Origin of the sequence: Clostridium sp. BL-8 (assembly GCF_002006495.1) — a bacterium.
Taxonomy (GTDB): domain Bacteria; phylum Bacillota; class Clostridia; order Clostridiales; family Clostridiaceae; genus Clostridium.
Genome location: NZ_LZZL01000002.1, coordinates 60,728 through 77,114, shown reverse-complemented (window position 1 = coordinate 77,114; position 16,387 = coordinate 60,728). Strand labels below are relative to the sequence as shown.

Genomic DNA, 16,387 nt, shown 5'->3' with positions numbered 1-16,387 from the left:
GACATTAAGTATGTTTTTATTCTTTTTAATTCCTCAAATAACCTTTTATCTAAACATTCTATCCACTTCATTTTCAAAATATTCTTTAATTTTAAATAGATCTTTAAAACTTCTATTGCAATACTTTAATATCTCATCATCTGCTTTTTTTAAATCCTCAACATGCATTCCAATCATTTTCGCATTGAAAGCTGCTTTAATACCTGCAGCTGAATCTTCAATGACAATACAATTTGAGTAATTTACCGAAAGCTTTTGCGCTGCTTTTAAAAATATTTCTGGATCCGGCTTAGAATTTTTTATGTCATCTCCACAAACTATTACATCAAATTTTTTAATCATTCCTGCCATATTTAACTGCCTTAAGGTTCTATCTCTTTTAGCTGAAGTTGCAATAGCTATTTTATATTCATTTTCTTTTAAAAAATTCAATATTTCTTCAGCACCTGGCTTAACAAGGACTTTACCTTCTTCAATTTCCTGCATAAACTTCTCATCTTTTTCTTTATACATTTGTGATATAGGCAGATCCTTCCCGTATATCTCAAGAAATGTTTTAATAGCGTTTTTTCTTCCTTTACCCATTACTGATATGTAAATTTCTTTTGTCATCTCATATCCATACTTTTTAAATATTTTTCTCCAGTTCTCTAAATAAAGCCTTTCTGTATCAAATATTACTCCATCCATGTCAAATATGACTGCTTCAATTTTCCTCATTTTTTCCTCCGATTATAAACGCCAATTCTATATATTTTATAATTAATTTCTTCTAACTAGTTTATAATTAAATATTATTAAGTTTTATTTTTATACTTCTGCTGCTTTAATTACTTCCTGTTTAAACTTCTCAATATCGATCCTGTCAATAAAAAATCCTAATTTTTCTCCATCCTCTGCAAATTCTTTGTAATAGTCAATAATACTGTCAATCAGCTTTAATGCTTGTTTTTCAGTTACATCCTGCGCAATTATATCTGCCATTCTAGGGTTGTATCCACCCGATCCTCCAGCGGTTACTATAAATCCAGTTTTATCAGCAATCACTCCTATGTCCTTACTATATACACTTCCACATGCATTTCTGCACCCAGCTACACCTATTTTAGTTCTACATGGCATTTCCATCCACTGATATTTTTTCGAAAGCTTCATACCAGTACCTATAGTATTAAATTTTGATCTTTTACAGTATCCTGCTGGGCACATCTCAACATTCTTTATTGAATTTTGTGTCCTTACCGCCGGCTCCATCCCAAGCTCATCCCATATGTTAGTCAAGTCTTCCTGTTTTAAGTTAGTTATCAAAATACGTTGACCTGATGTTATTTTTAATACTCCATTATATTTTTTTGTGACATCCACGATTTTTTGCATAATATCTACAGTGATAAATCCACCAGGAATATGCGGTGTTATTCCAAAAGTTCTCTTCCCGTCTCTAATTTTTTGAAGATTTCCAGAACTCATAATCCATCCTCCTATACTGCTTTTTACATTCATTTTAAGTACTTGTTTTATAGCATGTTATTATATAATAATTTTTTTGAGCTTATCTTTATTTCATCACTAGGTTTAACATTAATCTATTATAACACTGTTTTGTATAAAATGTTCTGCTCTCTATATTTCTTCTAATAGGATTAATAATGATTTGATATTAGAATTAAGGCCACTGAAAAAACTTATTTTCAGCGGCCTCTAAATATAATTAATCTATATGCTGTTATTTATTTAAAGCCTCTAATAGTTCATCAAGCTTTAAACCATGTACCATTGCTGCATCTTCAAGACTTTCCGCTTGAGATGATGGACACCCAACACATCCCATTCCAAAACTCATTAATATTTGTGGTGAATCCTCTTTTATCTGTATAATTTGAGCTAATGTCATTTCTTTAGTAATCATAAATTTTCCTCCTGCTTTCTAATTTTATCTATGTTTAGTGAACTAATCATTTCAATAAACTTTATCCTATTGCTATTATATTAAAAAGCATGAATACATACAGTAACAAATGTTACATACTTGGTTGAATTCAAAAAATATGTTTTATATGAACTTAGTCATTTAGATATAAGTAATTTCTCAAACATTTTCTCCTGCTTTTCTTCATCTTTTATAACTTGAGATAAAATCTTATATATATTGTTATTTACATCATCTATTTTTTCTAATAAGCGGCCTTGTACATCTACCAGAAGACCTATATTGTCCCTTTTAAATTCAACTGTATATTTAATTAAACCTTGAGTATTTTTAATTTCTGGTAATTTAATATTATGCTTAAATTCAGATAATAATTTTGAAATTCTATCATATAAATAAAATTCAATAGTTTCATCCGACTCATCTGTTAAAGTACTTTTTAATTTTTCATAATACTCAATATTCCTCTTTTCCCGCCTTTTAATCACTTTAATCACTGCATATATTGCTAATGAATTATTCTTAAATATTTCTTCCAGCATTACATATATATTAAAGAAATCTTTTTCAATGTCAATTAGTTTTTGTATTAAATCAGAAAGTGTATAATTCAAGTTAATCCTCCTAATGCTAAAAATTTAATCATGCTTTACATGCAATTTTAGTCGATTTTTTCTTTTGCTTTAATTTATATAAAGTTAAAATATCTAAAATGTATATTTTATTAAACGTATATATAACTTACAATAGCATAATATAGCAAATTTATTCTATATAAAATTTAGCTTACATTAGCAAAAGATCATGTAAACCTTTTATGTTTTACTTTAATAAAACATAAAATCATTAGATTAAATTATAACTTCTCATGGCGTTATATAACCCATCATCAAAAATCTCACCTGTTACGTATGACGCTATCTCTTTTAATTCTTTCACCGAATTTCCCATGGCTATACCCACATTTACTACTTTAAACATCGTTATGTCATTATATCCATCTCCAAAAGCAAAAGTATCTTCTTTACTTATCCCCAAAGCATTAATAACAAATTTAATGCCATCTGATTTATCAAAATTTCTAAAAGATACATCAGCAGACATATGAACTCCATGAGTATTAAATATCAAATCATCTTTAAAATAATCTTTGCATCTGTTAAGATGATATTCACTACTATAAAAAATATCTAGTGCATTTACTTGTATACTATCTGCTTCCCATGTCCTCACTAAGTATGATTCGCCTTCAAATTGAGAATTATACTTTTCCATTTCCTTTTCTTCCATTTTATATGGATAACCATTATTTTGTCCAACAAAGCTGCACCTTATTCCAAGTTCGTCAAAAACATCTTTCAGCTTTTTTATAGTCTCCGCATCTATAATCTTATTATAAATACAATTTCCATTATAGATTATATATGTTCCATTCGTACATATATATCCATCAAACATATCTTGACCAAAAATTTGATTAATAAACCTCATTGGCCTTCCGCTACATATAAATGCTAAATTTCCATTGTCCCTAAATTCCTTTAAGGCCATCTTGGTACTATCTGGTATCCTATGCTCTTTTCCGTCGAATCCATATAAAGTACCATCTATATCAAAAAACGCTGCCTTCCCCATCATACTTCCCTCTCATGTATAAATATTAAGTTATAATAATAAATACTTATCATTTATTATTATAACTTAATATAATATTCTGTCTAGCATTTTTACGTATTTTTTATCCATAATATTCTGTATTTTCCATCTAATGCTTCTTTAATTTTATTTAATTCCACATTTACTATCGCTAATCAAATGTATACGTTGTAATTTAAAGTTCTTTCAAATTAAGTAAAGCCGTAGCTAAATTCGATCTTAGTTACGGCTTTACATTTCTTTTTTACAATTTTATATTCTCTTTTTTCAATCTCTAGAAAAATATATTGACACCTATATAAATTGCTATTACTTTAAATCCATAACTGAATACTTATAACCTAAATTATCAATATGATAATAAAATTTATATAGTACAATCTTATTTCTCTAACAATTCTTTAAATACTTTATTATGCTCTATATCTTTGCTTAAAGCCTGAATCACTCTTATAACATTCTTTTCATTAATCTCATCCTTAGAATTTATCGCAATTCCTATAACATAGGCCTTTATTATTCTATAGCTGTTGATCAATATTTTTAGGCTATCTGCCAGCTTCTCACCCTTATTAAAAGGAATTAGATCCTTAAAAATCTGATTAACTAAATAATTTTCAAATATATAATCATATTTTTTTAAGCCTTCAAAATATTCAGGCTTGCAGTTTAAATATTCAACTATATCATTATTACTTGAAATTCCGATTTTATATTCTTTTAAGCATTCTTTAAGTTTTATACTTCTTACATTATCAAAAAGTTTCTTATCTGCAAGAGTATCATAAAATTCTTTCTCTTCTTTGAAAGGAAAACCTTTTGCTGCTTCCAAATTTATCAATTCATCATTATAGTCTGACAATAATTCTTCTAAAGCATCCAGTTCCTGCGAATTCTTCAACTCTTCAATCTTTCTATAAAGATCTTTAAGAATATTCAATCTTTCCTCTATAGAAAATTCTCTTGACTGCATAATATTTATTGAAATAACTCTAATATCCCAGAAATATTGAAGAAGACTCTCACTTCCTTCAAAAGCCTCACTATCAATAATTCTTCTTATTTCAATCCCATCTTCATCAATATTTTCGTAAGTCTCAATAAACTCCATTTTGTCTTTATTTAATAATGCTTCAAAACAAATTTCTTCACAAGACGGCAGACCACTTTTTTCGTAGACTTCATCTACAATATTAAAAACTCGTGGATAACTTTTACATGTAATACATAGATTTTCTTCTCCAAATCCACCATGTATATCACATAACATATTAGTATTTAAAAATGGACATTTACTTTCATCTTTAAGTATCATAAATCCATGATTAAAAACGTCATGTTCTTCTTTGTTTTCAGTAAACTTTCCATCTAAAAGCTTTTTAAAATCACCAATACTCTTTGAATATTTTTCATAGGTATTCTCATCTATATTAATGTCCCAGCCTGCACAGCATGTATCAGTACACTTTGCATTTATGCATTTAAAATCAGCCATATACTTAGGCATAAAAATTTTAACTCTCATTATTTGCTCCAATCTTTCTTTAGTAACACATGTTTTATCTTTTATATTATATTTATTTATATTACTAATTGCAATTCACGTATTTTCTCTAAAATATCCCTAATCTTAAATCTTGCTATTTCAATAGAACTTTCATCTATTAATATTTCTGGTTCACTGCTTATTACATAATAATAGCATATTCCAAGTTTCCTTCTTATAATTATAATCATATTCTCATTACTTAATTTTGAGTAATTTTTTAATAAAGATATTGTTATTTCATTAATTTCTTCTAAATTGAAGAATCCAAGATTTATAAGTCTTTCATATACAAATAATGCAAATAACTTACTTTCTTCATATAATTCATTTTTATTTTTAATAACTGATTCAAATCTCTCTAAAATACTAGCTGATACTATATTATTTTTTAAAAGATATGATCTTTTTAATGTAACATTTCCAACCTTATATGAAAATTGATTTGCAAGGTCATCCAGGGAAATGTCATCCTTGAGCTCTAGTATCTTATTTATCCTTGCAATAATTTCATCCTTAGGAAAAAAAGTTTCTTGTCCTGTAGAAACACTCTTCTTTATAAACCATTCTTCAGGAATTAACTTTTTTCTTTTCCATCTATATAATTGTCCATAGGATATTTGTAGCTTTTCTAAAAGTTCCTTCTTTGATATTAATTCTTCAAACACGTTTCCTCACCTACTATACTGTTTTTATCTACGGTTAAAGTTCCTGTATATTCAACTTTATCAATTCTGCAATTGGCTAAAATTTTAACATCATGTCCACGCACAATCTTACATTGTGTATTATCTAATTCAATATAATCACCTTCAATTACATTGGATATGACAATAGACTCTCTTAATGAAAACAAACTTTTCTTTTTAATTATAATTTTACTTCCACCAATCTCATTTATTGTACTAATGCCATTAGGATTTATATATATGTCCTCAGCACTCAATAATCCATCTATCTCTAATTTTCCTCTGCTATTAAATGAGTTTCCTTCACAATCTTTAGATACTTTTATTTCTCCTTTGATATCCATTTCTCCAAAAAATAAATTTTTATTAAATATTCCCTGACCTAAAACTTCAACTTTATTGGCTTTATAGTCTTCCAAAGCCTTTAATTGTCCTAAAATTTCAAGTTTATTATCTGTTGTTACTACTTGCTCGCATATTGCTTCTCCTAAGATTTTCACTTTGTTTGAAATTACTTTTCCTTTTAAATTACAAGTCCCTATGACATTTAGATACTCGCAGTGAAATTCCTCTAAAGCCACTGCCTCACCTAAAATAGATACTTTTTCATATTCTCCATTGGTTATAGTACCTTTTCCTATAATCTTAATTGAATTTAAATTACTCATCTTTACACATCCTTAAATTATCTCATATAAAGTTACCGTACTGAATATTTTTCTTAATTATTAATAAATATATTTAACTTTCAATGTTTTCTACCAGATTGTTTTTTCCATAATCACAAGTTATAAATGCCTTAAAAGATTCTATAAAATAAAATGGAATGACTAAAATTATAACAATTAAAAACGAAATAGAAATAACGATTTTAATCGAAATTAATCCTCCTAATATCCCACCAAGTGCCATAGCGAAAGGTGTAAGCCCTTGAGTCGTCATACTCATAAAAGCCATAACTTTTCCTCTCATTTCCTGAGGCGTAGCTGCCTGTGCCGTAGATAACAGCATAACATTTACAACTGAATTAAAGAAACCTCCAATGATTAAAAATACTGTCATTATCATAAAAATAGATTGATTCACTGCAACAATAATTCCAGCATTATACACTACAGCTGATAAAATAAATACTTGCAATCTTCTGGCAGGTTTAATTGTAACAACAGATGAATATAAAAAACCTGCCATTGCTCCACCAGTAAAGCAGGCCATTGCTATCCCATATCTACCTGCTCCTAAATAAGGTATTGTCTGAAATAAGGGCAAAAAAAGAACTATTGCAATAAATGAAAAGAAATTTAATACTGCTGCCATAAGCAATATATATCTTAACCCTTTTAATTTCCACATAAAAGAAAATCCATCCTTCATATCTTTCCAAAAATTTTCTGCCTTATTATTTTCTACCTTTGGAATATTTACAAAAAGTAGCGAACTTCCAGAAAAGAGATACGATAGTCCATTAAACAAAAATAGTAATGGTGCTCCAAGTATCTGAAAAATAAAACCTCCGGCTATATTACCAATCATTTGTGATCCAGTAGAAGCAATGGCTAATAGAGAATTTGCATTTTGCAATTTTGAACTTGAAACAATATCAGGTACTGAAGAATTTATTCCTGGGCGAAATATAGCTCCCCCAACACTTAATATAATACCAGCTGCAAAAACTTCCCAAATTGCTATTATTCCTTTAAAAGCTGCAATTGAAACAAGAATTATACATATGCCTCTAATCATATCCATTAAAATTAGTAAATACTTTCTATTGTAGCGATCAATCAGCACTCCAGCAAAAGGAGATACTAATACTCCTGGTAATGTAGATGCAGCCATGAGCAATCCCATTAGCGAGGTTGAACCTGTAACTGTGAGTACCCAAAAGCCTAAAGCTACACTATATGCTGCATCTCCCAATGTTGAAACAAGCTGTCCCTGCCATAAAATAAGAAAATCCGAACTCCAAAGCTTATCTGCACTTTTTAACATAATGTCATTGCACCTTTATAAGCATTTCAACATTAGAATTTTCATCAACACTAATTTCACCTGTATATTCTACTCTTTTTATTTTACAGCCACTCTTTATTGTTATATTTTTTCCTCTAACTATTTCACATTCTGTATTTTCCAGCTCAATAATATCTCCTTCTATAGAATTGCTTGTCAATTTATTAGGCATTAAGATACTATTAATGAAATTTTTTTTATGCTCTAATATAATTATTTCTTCTCCACCTATTTCCTTTACAATGTTTCTTCCCATAGACACAATTTTAATTTTATCTCCGGATAACAAGCCTGAAATTTTAACTTTCCCATCAATGGTTATTTCTCTTCCTTGAATATTTCCATTCGCTTTCATCATCCCACTAATTGAAATTTTATCATTAGCTTCAATACTTCTGTATGAATCAAAAGTTCCTTCTACTGAAATATTGTTACAGCTTATGCTTCCTTTTGCCTTACATACGCCTTCGCAAATAATTTCTTGGCAGACAACCTCATCTAATATCGTTCCTATTCCTGAGATTTTAATATCCTTGTAACTGCCTCCATTTACTTTCCCTATTCCCTCTAAATTAATATCATATAATTTATTCATATTTTCTCCTCACAACGTAACATTGTTACGCCGAATTACATATTTATTCTTTAAATTTAGGATCCTAATATTATAATAGCGTAACATTGTTTCATTGTAAATAACATTTTATAAATTATCTGAAATAATTTATAAAACAAAATATTCTACCAATGAATTCTAAAATTAGAATCATTTATTAAGATAATTCTAAATCTCTTATACTTTAGCTCCACAATGAGGGCAATATTTAAAATTAGAGTCAATTTTGCTACCACAATTTTTACATATATTTCCTTGGAAATAATTATCAGAATAATATTCTTGATTTATTTCTTGCAAATCCCAATATGTTATATTTATATCCTCGCCACGTTCAATAGCTTTTCCTTTTTCTTTTTCAATACTATATAAAACCTTGCATCTATCGCAAATAATATAATATCTTTCATTCCATTTAAAAATAGGAATAAAAAAGAAATGGAAAAAGTCAAAATTCTTTACTAATTTACCTGTAACTGTAGAATTACATTTCTTGCAGCTTATATTTTCTAAAACTTTTATTTCTTTATCTTTATTTTCTATACCAAATACACCTATAAAAAACATAACTATCTTTCCCTTTTACATAATAATTTATTTACTTAAATAATTGGTTTGCTTACTTTCATACTACATTTCCTGAAACTCATCAAATTCAAAATATACAACTAAATTATAACATAGAATTTTGAAAGCGTTATAAAATATTAGAGACACTCTTAAATATAGTTAAACAAAAGAAAAGAAGCTGCTATATTAGTAATCTTTAACTTCCTAATTTAACAGCTTCTGTTTTATAATAACTTATGAAATAAATTTTCCACGTAGAAAATTTATTCTTATATTAATTATTGTTAGAATCATCATTACTGCTATATTCATAATTATTCTCTTCATGCTTTTCTTCTTCATTCTCGGCATCAACACTATCATTTTCTTCATCATAATTACCATCTTCACCGTTCTCTACGTAATTATCGTCACTGCTTTCATCTTCATTGCTCTCATAAGAATCATCATTAGCGTTGTTATTATCATCACTATACTCTTCTTGAACCTCGCTATTTTCAAGTGGCTCAGAGTCATTATTATTGTCATGTGCTATTGGATTATCGATAAAATTATCTTCTATATTATTAAATTGTGAATCTTCCTTATAATAAGAGTCATTTTCCTTATTAAATAAGTTTTGATTATTAACAACCTGATTAGCCATGTTATGATTGTTTATATCCTGATTATTTACATTGATATTATCCTTAGGAATATTTTCGTAAGTATTGTGATAATAATCTTCCACAACGTTATTAATATTCTTGTTATTATTTTTTTTAGCTCTTATATACATCCCTACACATACACATATTATTATAAGTATAACTAAAGACACATATATTCCCCCTCATCTAGTATATTAATTAATAAAATTTCACATGATATTATTATATTAGGAAAATGCATCAATATAACCATAAAACGGTATATTATATAATTTTTTCTTATGTACTAGGGAATATAGTCTTCTAAATTAATGTATTTAAAAAACTTATTTCTCTGCCTCAAAAGACACCAGTATTTATCAATGATGAAAATTATCTTTGAAAATCAAATTAGTTTTCATCAGCTTTTATAGTATCAAGATATGTAAATTTACCATCTTTAACTACCTTTAAAACTGCATCTTTCACTGCATTATTATTTTCATCTATTGTTATTACTCCAGCTGCACCCGGGAAATTTTTTGTCTTTGCAATTTCATCTCTAATTTTTACCGGATCCGCAGAGTCAGCTCTTTTAATCGCATCCAAAATCAAAATATACGCATCATACCCTAAGGCTGTAGCTGCTGCTGGTTCCTTATTATATTCCTTTCTATATGCGTCGAGAAAAATCTTTGACTCCTCAGTTATAGGTGTTTCAGTTGCAAAGAAAGTTGAGAACACTGTTCCTTCAACATCTTCCTTACCTATATCCAAAAATTCAGGTGTTTCCCATGTGTCAGCTCCAATTATAGGAGTTGTAATCCCAAGCTGCCTTGCCTGCTTTATTAACATAGCACCTTCTGTAAAATTACCTGGAGCAAATATTACATCTGGATTACTGCTTTTTATATTTGTAAGCTGTGCTGTAAAATCTTGATCTCCTGTATTATAATTGGCTTTTGCTACAACTGCATTATTATCACCTGTAAGCTTTTTAAATTCATCACTAAAAAATTTACAAATACCTACTGAATAATCACTCGAAACTTCTTGAAGAATTGCCACCTTTTTAGCATTTAATTTGTTAGCAGCATATTTTGCCATGACAGTTCCTTGGAAAGGATCTATAAAACAAACTCTAAAGTAATAATCATTTCCTGCTGTTACTAAAGGGTTTGTACAAGTAACCCCTACTGCTGGAACCTTAGCTTCTTGTACAACATCACCTGCTGCCATTGAAAATCCACTGCCATAACTTCCTATAATAGCATTAACATGCTCCTGCTCTATTAGATTTGCAGCTGCACTAGCTGCTTCCACTTTATCAGATTTATTGTCTGCAAAAACTAACTCAACCTTTTTTCCAAGAACAGTCGGATAAAGTTTGTTTGCAAGTTTTGCCCCTTCTGTTTCTAGTTGTCCACCTGCAGCATTGGCCCCAGTCATTGGTTCAAATACTCCAATTTTAATTACATCGCTGTCTACATATACTTTTTTGTTTGAATTAGAATTACAACCAGCTAATGTAAAAGAAGTCGTCATTACTAATAATAAAAGCAATGAAATTTTTCTTTTCATAGAAATCTTCCCCCTAATATTTAATTCTTCTTATCTGCACCACATAAAAAATTACAAGTCAACTTACTGTCCTATCTGACTTGTAATTTTCCATTATATATAATTTTTTGTATTACAGAGCTTCTCCAAGATATGCCTTTTTAATTTCATCATTAGATAGCAATTCTTTTCCTGATCCGCTTAAGGTTATTTTTCCTGTTTCCATAATATAACCTATATCAGCTATTTTTAAAGCTGCATTAGCGTTTTGCTCTATTAAAAGGACTGTCATACCTTCTTCATTAATTCTTTTAATTATTCCAAATAATTCTTTTACTATTATCGGAGCAAGCCCTAATGAAGGTTCATCCATCATTATTAATTTTGGTCTAGACATAAGAGCTCTTCCTATAGCTAACATCTGTTGTTCTCCACCAGAAAGAGTACCTGCCAATTGCCAAGTTCTTTCTTTTAACCTCGGGAAAAGCGAGTATACTTTCTCCATATCTTCAGCTATTCCTGCTCGATCTTTCCTTGAATAAGCACCTATTTTCAAATTTTCTAATACGGTAAGATCTGCAAATACTCTTCTTCCCTCTGGAACTAAAGCTATACCTTTTTTAACCATAAGTTCAGTATTAAGCTTCGTCAAATCTGTACCCTCATAATCTATGCTTCCACCTTTAGGTTTAACAAGACCTACTATGGATTTCAAGGTAGTACTTTTCCCAGCTCCATTAGCTCCAACTAAAGTTACTATCTTACCACTTGGTACTTCTAAGCTTATACCTTTTAAAGCTTCTATTCCACCATAAGCTACTACTAAATCATTAATTTTAATCATCTTCAGATACCCCCAAATATGCATCTATAACTCTCTTGTCATTTTGTATCTCAGAAGGCGTACCTTCAGCTATAGTTATTCCATATTCAAAAACCTGTATTCTATCAGATAAACTCATAACCATATTCATATGATGCTCTATCATAAAAATAGATAGGTTAAACTTTTCTTTAATTTCCTTAACAAAAGCCGTAAGCTCTTCTGTTTCAGTTGGATTCATTCCAGCTGCAGGCTCATCAAGAAGAAGAAGTTTAGGATTAGTTGCAAGTGCTCTTGCTATTTCAAGCTTTCTTTGCTTACCATATGGAAGTGAGCTTGCTTTTTCATCTTTTAAATCTTCAAGACCTACTTCTTTTAAAAGTTCAAGGGATTTTTTAACCATTTCCTTTTCTTCATTTCTATATCTAGGAAGCTTTAACATAGCTTCAATAAAGTTAGATTTAATATGAACATGATTTGCAATGAGAACATTATCAAGTACACTTAAATCTTTAAATAATCTTATATTTTGAAAAGTTCTTGCTATACCAGATTGAGTTATTTTATCTTGTCTCATCCCTGTAACATCTACATCATTAAAAATAACTTTACCTTTAGTTGGTGTATAAACATTTGTTATCATATTAAATGCTGTAGTCTTTCCTGCTCCATTAGGACCAATTAAAGAAATTATTTCTCCTTCATTAATTTGAAGCTTAAAGTCTTTTACTGCTGTAAGCCCTCCAAATTGCATTGTTGCATTTTCCACGTTTAGTAATGCCATTACTTCTCCCCTCCTTTTTCTAGAGGTTTTTTACTAGTATATTTAAATATTGCTTTCCATGAAAATTCCTTTGTCCCCATAATTCCTTGTCTAAAGAACAGCACAATAATCATAAGCAGAATTGAAAATACAACCATTCTTAAGCCTGGTATTCCAGTGAATTTTAAAATTCCAAGATCAAATTGTTTCTCCATATCTAAGAATCTTAAAACTTCTCCAAGTATTGTTACAGCAAAAGCTGAAATAACTGTTCCTGTAATACTTCCCATACCACCAATAACTATTATAAGCAGTATATTAAATGTAAGACTAAATTTAAACATGTTAGGATCTATTGTCCCCATTAGATTACCAAGTAAGCCTCCGCCTACTCCAGCAAAGAAAGCACCAATAGCAAAACCTATTGCTTTATGTTTAAATAAACTTATTCCCATACTTTCAGCCGCAATTTCATCTTCTCTAATAGCTTTTAAGGCCCTTCCATAAGAACTATTTATAAGTGAAATTAAGGCAATAATTGTTACAATTGCTATTCCAAAACTCCAATACAAGTTTGTTGCATGCGGAATACCACGAAGACCTAAAGCCCCATTAGTTAAACTTTGAAGATTAGTAATAACTATTCTTATTATTTCTGCAAAACCTAAAGTAACAATAGCCAAATAATCTCCCTTAAGTCTCAAAGCCGGTGCACCAATTAAAACTGCTATAAGTGCTGATAAAAGACCAGCTATCAGTAATGCCACAACAAATGGAACTGATATATGATTAAGCGGCGACACTAATGGTTCCATAAAGAAATTTTGGTTTTTAACTTTTTCAGTCATTGTAAGTAATGCTGTTGTATATGCACCTACTGCTATAAATCCAGCATGTCCCAAAGAAAACAAACCAGTAAATCCATTTATTAAGTTCATACTTAGTCCTAGAACTGTATATATTGCACATAAATTTAAAATTCTGATTTTATATGAGTCTAAGCCACTATTTGCAACAGATAAGAGTAAAAATACAATTGCAATGAGAGCTATATTTAAATATATTTTTTTATTGTTCATTTTTACACCTTCTCTGTCAAATTTTTGCCCATTATTCCTGTAGGCTTAAATAGTAATATTACAATTAAAAGTATAAATGCAAATGCATCTCTATATCCAGTCAAACCTGGAAGGAAACCTACTAACATGATTTCACTTATACCAAGAAGAAATCCTCCAATAACTGCTCCCTTAATATCTCCAATACCACCTATAACAGCAGCTATAAAGCATTTAAGTCCTGGAATTATTCCCATAGTACCGATGATTTGAGGATACTTGGTAGACCACATCATAGCTCCAACACCGGCTAAAGCTGATCCTATAGCAAAGGTAATAGAGATTATTCTATTAACTTTTATTCCCATGAGCTTTGCAGTTTCAACATCTTTAGAAACTGCTCTCATTGCCATACCAACATTTGTATTATTAACTAAATGCACTAATCCAAATAGTAAAATTAATGTTACTATAGGAATTATAAAAGTAAGATTTTGAACGGATACTCCACCTATAACAAATACATGTGTAAATATTTCAGGTGTTGGAAATGCTTTTGGCATTCCTCCAAATAAAACAACTGCTAAATTTTCAAGTAAGAAAGATACTCCGATAGCTGAGATCAAAATTGATATTTTCGGTGCATTTCTAAGTGGTCTGTATGCTGCAAATTCAATAGTCACTCCAAGAACTCCTGTTATAGCTATGGCTATTATAAATGCAAAATACCAAGGAAGTCCAAATGTAGCTACTCCAAAAAATGCGAAGTAAGCTGCCATCATAAATATATCTCCATGAGCAAAGTTTATAAGCTTTAATATTCCATAAACCATAGTATAACCTATAGCTATAAGGGCATATAAACTTCCTAATGAAATTCCATTTGCTAAATATTGCATGAATATACTTAATGTCATAATTTCACCCCTAATTCCCTTCTGCTTTTATAGTATCAAGATAAGTAAATTTACCATCTTTAACTTCTTTTAATACTGCGTCTTTTACTGCATTATTATTTTCATCTATAGTTATTATTCCAGCCGCACCCGGAAAATCTTTAGTCTTAGCAATTTCATCCCTTATTTTTACTGGATCTGCTGAATCAGCTCTCTTTATAGCATCTAAAATTAATATATAAGCATCATAAGATAAAGCAGAAACCGCTGCTGGCTCCTTATTGTATTCTTTCCTATATGCATCAAGAAAGATCTTAGATTCTTCAGTTAAAGGAGTTTCACTTGCAAAGAAGGTTGAAAATACTGTTCCTTCCACGGCATCTTGTCCTATATCTATAAATTCTGGTGTTTCCCAAGTATCTCCTCCAATGATAGGAGTTGTAATACCTAGCTGCCTAGCTTGTTTTATTAACATAGCTCCTTCTGTAAAGTTACCAGGTGCAAATATAACATCTGGATTGCTGCTCTTTAGGTTTGTAAGCTGAGCAGTGAAATCTTGATCTCCTGTATTATAGCTTGCCTTGGCCACAATAGCATTTTTATCTCCTGTAAGTTTTATAAACTCATCGCTGAAAAACTTACAAATTCCAACTGAGTAATCACTAGAAACTTCTTGAAGAAGTGCTACCTTTTTAGCCTGCAATTTATTAGCTGCATATTTTGCCATAACTGTACCTTGGAAAGGATCTATAAAGCAAACTCTAAAGTAATAATCATTTCCTGCAGTAACGAGTGGATTTGTAGCTGATGCTGCAACTGCTGGAACCTTTGCATCTTGTACAATATCTCCAGCTGCCATAGAGTTACCGCTCCCCCAGCTTCCTATAATAGCATTTACATGTTCCTGCTCAACAAGATTTGCAGCTGCACTTGCTGCTTCAACCTTATCAGATTTATTATCTGCGAAAACCAACTCAACTTTCTTTCCATTTACTGTTGGATAAAGTTTGTTTGCAAGCTTAACACCTTCTACTTCCAGCTGCCCTCCTGCTGCATTAGCGCCAGTCATAGGCTCAAATACGCCAATCTTAATGACATCGCTGTCTACATTTGCTTTTGTACCTGATTTAGAGCAGCCGGCTAATGTAAATGTAGTAATCATAGCCACTGCCAAAAGCAATGAAATTTTTCTCTTCATACATATGCCCCCCTATATTAATTTGAGATATAATAAACCATTAAAATTTGATATATGAATTTCAATATTTATAATATCTATGGTTTTTTATAATTTTAATAGAAATTCTTTAATTTCAGCTGATTTCTTATCTATAAAATCAATAACTAATCAACAAAGTGACAATTATCAACAATCTATATACTATCTTATATAATAGGATCTGTCAACCCACGAAAGACATTTGTATTTCTATCAGTGTCAAAAGCTCTTTATATACACTTAAATTTTCATTTTACTTACACATAACAAACTGATTTTTACACACTATTCTAGGAATTATGGCTAATTTATGAAATAGAAAAAGAGAGGTAACTTGTTGTTATATAATTTCCATAAAAATATGACCTGAGCACTACCTATTGTTATATAAGTCTGCTTTCATATTTTACAAAGAATCT

At 29.9% G+C, this 16,387-nt stretch carries 18 protein-coding genes; all 18 read right to left on the bottom strand.

Going from position 1 to position 16,387, the window contains the following annotated elements; genetic code table 11:
* Window positions 1–45: 45 nt before the first annotated feature.
* Window positions 46–720 (bottom strand): HAD family phosphatase, encoded by a 675-nt coding sequence (locus CLOBL_RS00705; protein ID WP_077857235.1) that lies wholly within the window; start codon window positions 718–720, stop codon window positions 46–48.
* Between the two features lie 90 nt (window positions 721–810).
* Window positions 811–1,470, bottom strand: a complete 660-nt coding sequence (locus CLOBL_RS00700; RefSeq protein WP_077857234.1) for a nitrite reductase — start codon at window positions 1,468–1,470, stop codon at window positions 811–813.
* Between the two features lie 256 nt (window positions 1,471–1,726).
* A complete protein-coding gene (locus CLOBL_RS00695) occupies window positions 1,727–1,909 on the bottom strand; it encodes a DUF1858 domain-containing protein (protein ID WP_077857233.1) in 183 nt (60 codons plus the stop codon).
* 158 nt (window positions 1,910–2,067) lie between these two features.
* On the bottom strand, window positions 2,068–2,544 hold the full coding sequence (locus CLOBL_RS00690) for a DUF1676 domain-containing protein (RefSeq protein ID WP_077857232.1): 477 nt from the start codon (window positions 2,542–2,544) through the stop codon (window positions 2,068–2,070).
* 232 nt (window positions 2,545–2,776) lie between these two features.
* Window positions 2,777–3,568, bottom strand: a complete 792-nt coding sequence (locus CLOBL_RS00685) for a Cof-type HAD-IIB family hydrolase (RefSeq protein WP_242953761.1) — start codon at window positions 3,566–3,568, stop codon at window positions 2,777–2,779.
* Window positions 3,569–3,968: 400 nt separating this feature from the next.
* Window positions 3,969–5,111 carry a flagellin lysine-N-methylase gene (gene fliB / locus CLOBL_RS00680; RefSeq protein WP_077857230.1) on the bottom strand — a complete coding sequence of 381 codons (1,143 nt, stop codon included), beginning with the start codon at window positions 5,109–5,111 and terminating at the stop codon, window positions 3,969–3,971.
* 56 nt (window positions 5,112–5,167) lie between these two features.
* The gene (locus CLOBL_RS00675) at window positions 5,168–5,800 is read right to left on the bottom strand and encodes a YhbD family protein (RefSeq protein WP_077857229.1); all 633 of its coding nucleotides are present in this window, start codon (window positions 5,798–5,800) and stop codon (window positions 5,168–5,170) included.
* On the bottom strand, window positions 5,785–6,489 hold the full coding sequence (locus CLOBL_RS00670; RefSeq protein ID WP_077857228.1) for a hypothetical protein: 705 nt from the start codon (window positions 6,487–6,489) through the stop codon (window positions 5,785–5,787). The genes CLOBL_RS00675 and CLOBL_RS00670 overlap by 16 nt, the downstream gene beginning before the upstream one ends.
* A gap of 73 nt (window positions 6,490–6,562) precedes the next feature.
* Window positions 6,563–7,813, bottom strand: coding sequence for an MFS transporter (locus CLOBL_RS00665; RefSeq protein ID WP_077857227.1), 1,251 nt, complete (start codon window positions 7,811–7,813; stop codon window positions 6,563–6,565).
* A gap of 4 nt (window positions 7,814–7,817) precedes the next feature.
* Window positions 7,818–8,429, bottom strand: coding sequence for a hypothetical protein (locus CLOBL_RS00660; RefSeq protein WP_077857226.1), 612 nt, complete (start codon window positions 8,427–8,429; stop codon window positions 7,818–7,820).
* 198 nt (window positions 8,430–8,627) lie between these two features.
* Window positions 8,628–9,017, bottom strand: a complete 390-nt coding sequence (locus CLOBL_RS00655; protein WP_077857225.1) for a zinc-ribbon domain-containing protein — start codon at window positions 9,015–9,017, stop codon at window positions 8,628–8,630.
* A gap of 277 nt (window positions 9,018–9,294) precedes the next feature.
* Window positions 9,295–9,840: a hypothetical protein gene (locus tag CLOBL_RS00650; RefSeq protein ID WP_077857224.1), complete on the bottom strand. Its 546-nt coding sequence runs from the start codon at window positions 9,838–9,840 to the stop codon at window positions 9,295–9,297.
* A gap of 220 nt (window positions 9,841–10,060) precedes the next feature.
* Window positions 10,061–11,230: an ABC transporter substrate-binding protein gene (locus CLOBL_RS00645; protein ID WP_077857223.1), complete on the bottom strand. Its 1,170-nt coding sequence runs from the start codon at window positions 11,228–11,230 to the stop codon at window positions 10,061–10,063.
* A gap of 112 nt (window positions 11,231–11,342) precedes the next feature.
* Complete coding sequence (locus tag CLOBL_RS00640) at window positions 11,343–12,053, bottom strand: ABC transporter ATP-binding protein (RefSeq protein ID WP_009170915.1); 711 nt, start codon at window positions 12,051–12,053, stop codon at window positions 11,343–11,345.
* Window positions 12,046–12,816: an ABC transporter ATP-binding protein gene (locus CLOBL_RS00635; RefSeq protein ID WP_077857222.1), complete on the bottom strand. Its 771-nt coding sequence runs from the start codon at window positions 12,814–12,816 to the stop codon at window positions 12,046–12,048. Before CLOBL_RS00635 ends, CLOBL_RS00640 begins: the two co-directional genes overlap by 8 nt.
* Window positions 12,816–13,874, bottom strand: coding sequence for a branched-chain amino acid ABC transporter permease (locus tag CLOBL_RS00630; RefSeq protein ID WP_077857221.1), 1,059 nt, complete (start codon window positions 13,872–13,874; stop codon window positions 12,816–12,818). Before CLOBL_RS00630 ends, CLOBL_RS00635 begins: the two co-directional genes overlap by 1 nt.
* Window positions 13,875–13,876: 2 nt before the next feature.
* The gene (locus CLOBL_RS00625) at window positions 13,877–14,770 is read right to left on the bottom strand and encodes a branched-chain amino acid ABC transporter permease (protein WP_077857220.1); all 894 of its coding nucleotides are present in this window, start codon (window positions 14,768–14,770) and stop codon (window positions 13,877–13,879) included.
* A 10-nt stretch (window positions 14,771–14,780) separates the two neighbouring features.
* Window positions 14,781–15,947: an ABC transporter substrate-binding protein gene (locus tag CLOBL_RS00620; protein ID WP_077857219.1), complete on the bottom strand. Its 1,167-nt coding sequence runs from the start codon at window positions 15,945–15,947 to the stop codon at window positions 14,781–14,783.
* Between the last annotated feature and the right edge of the window lie 440 nt (window positions 15,948–16,387).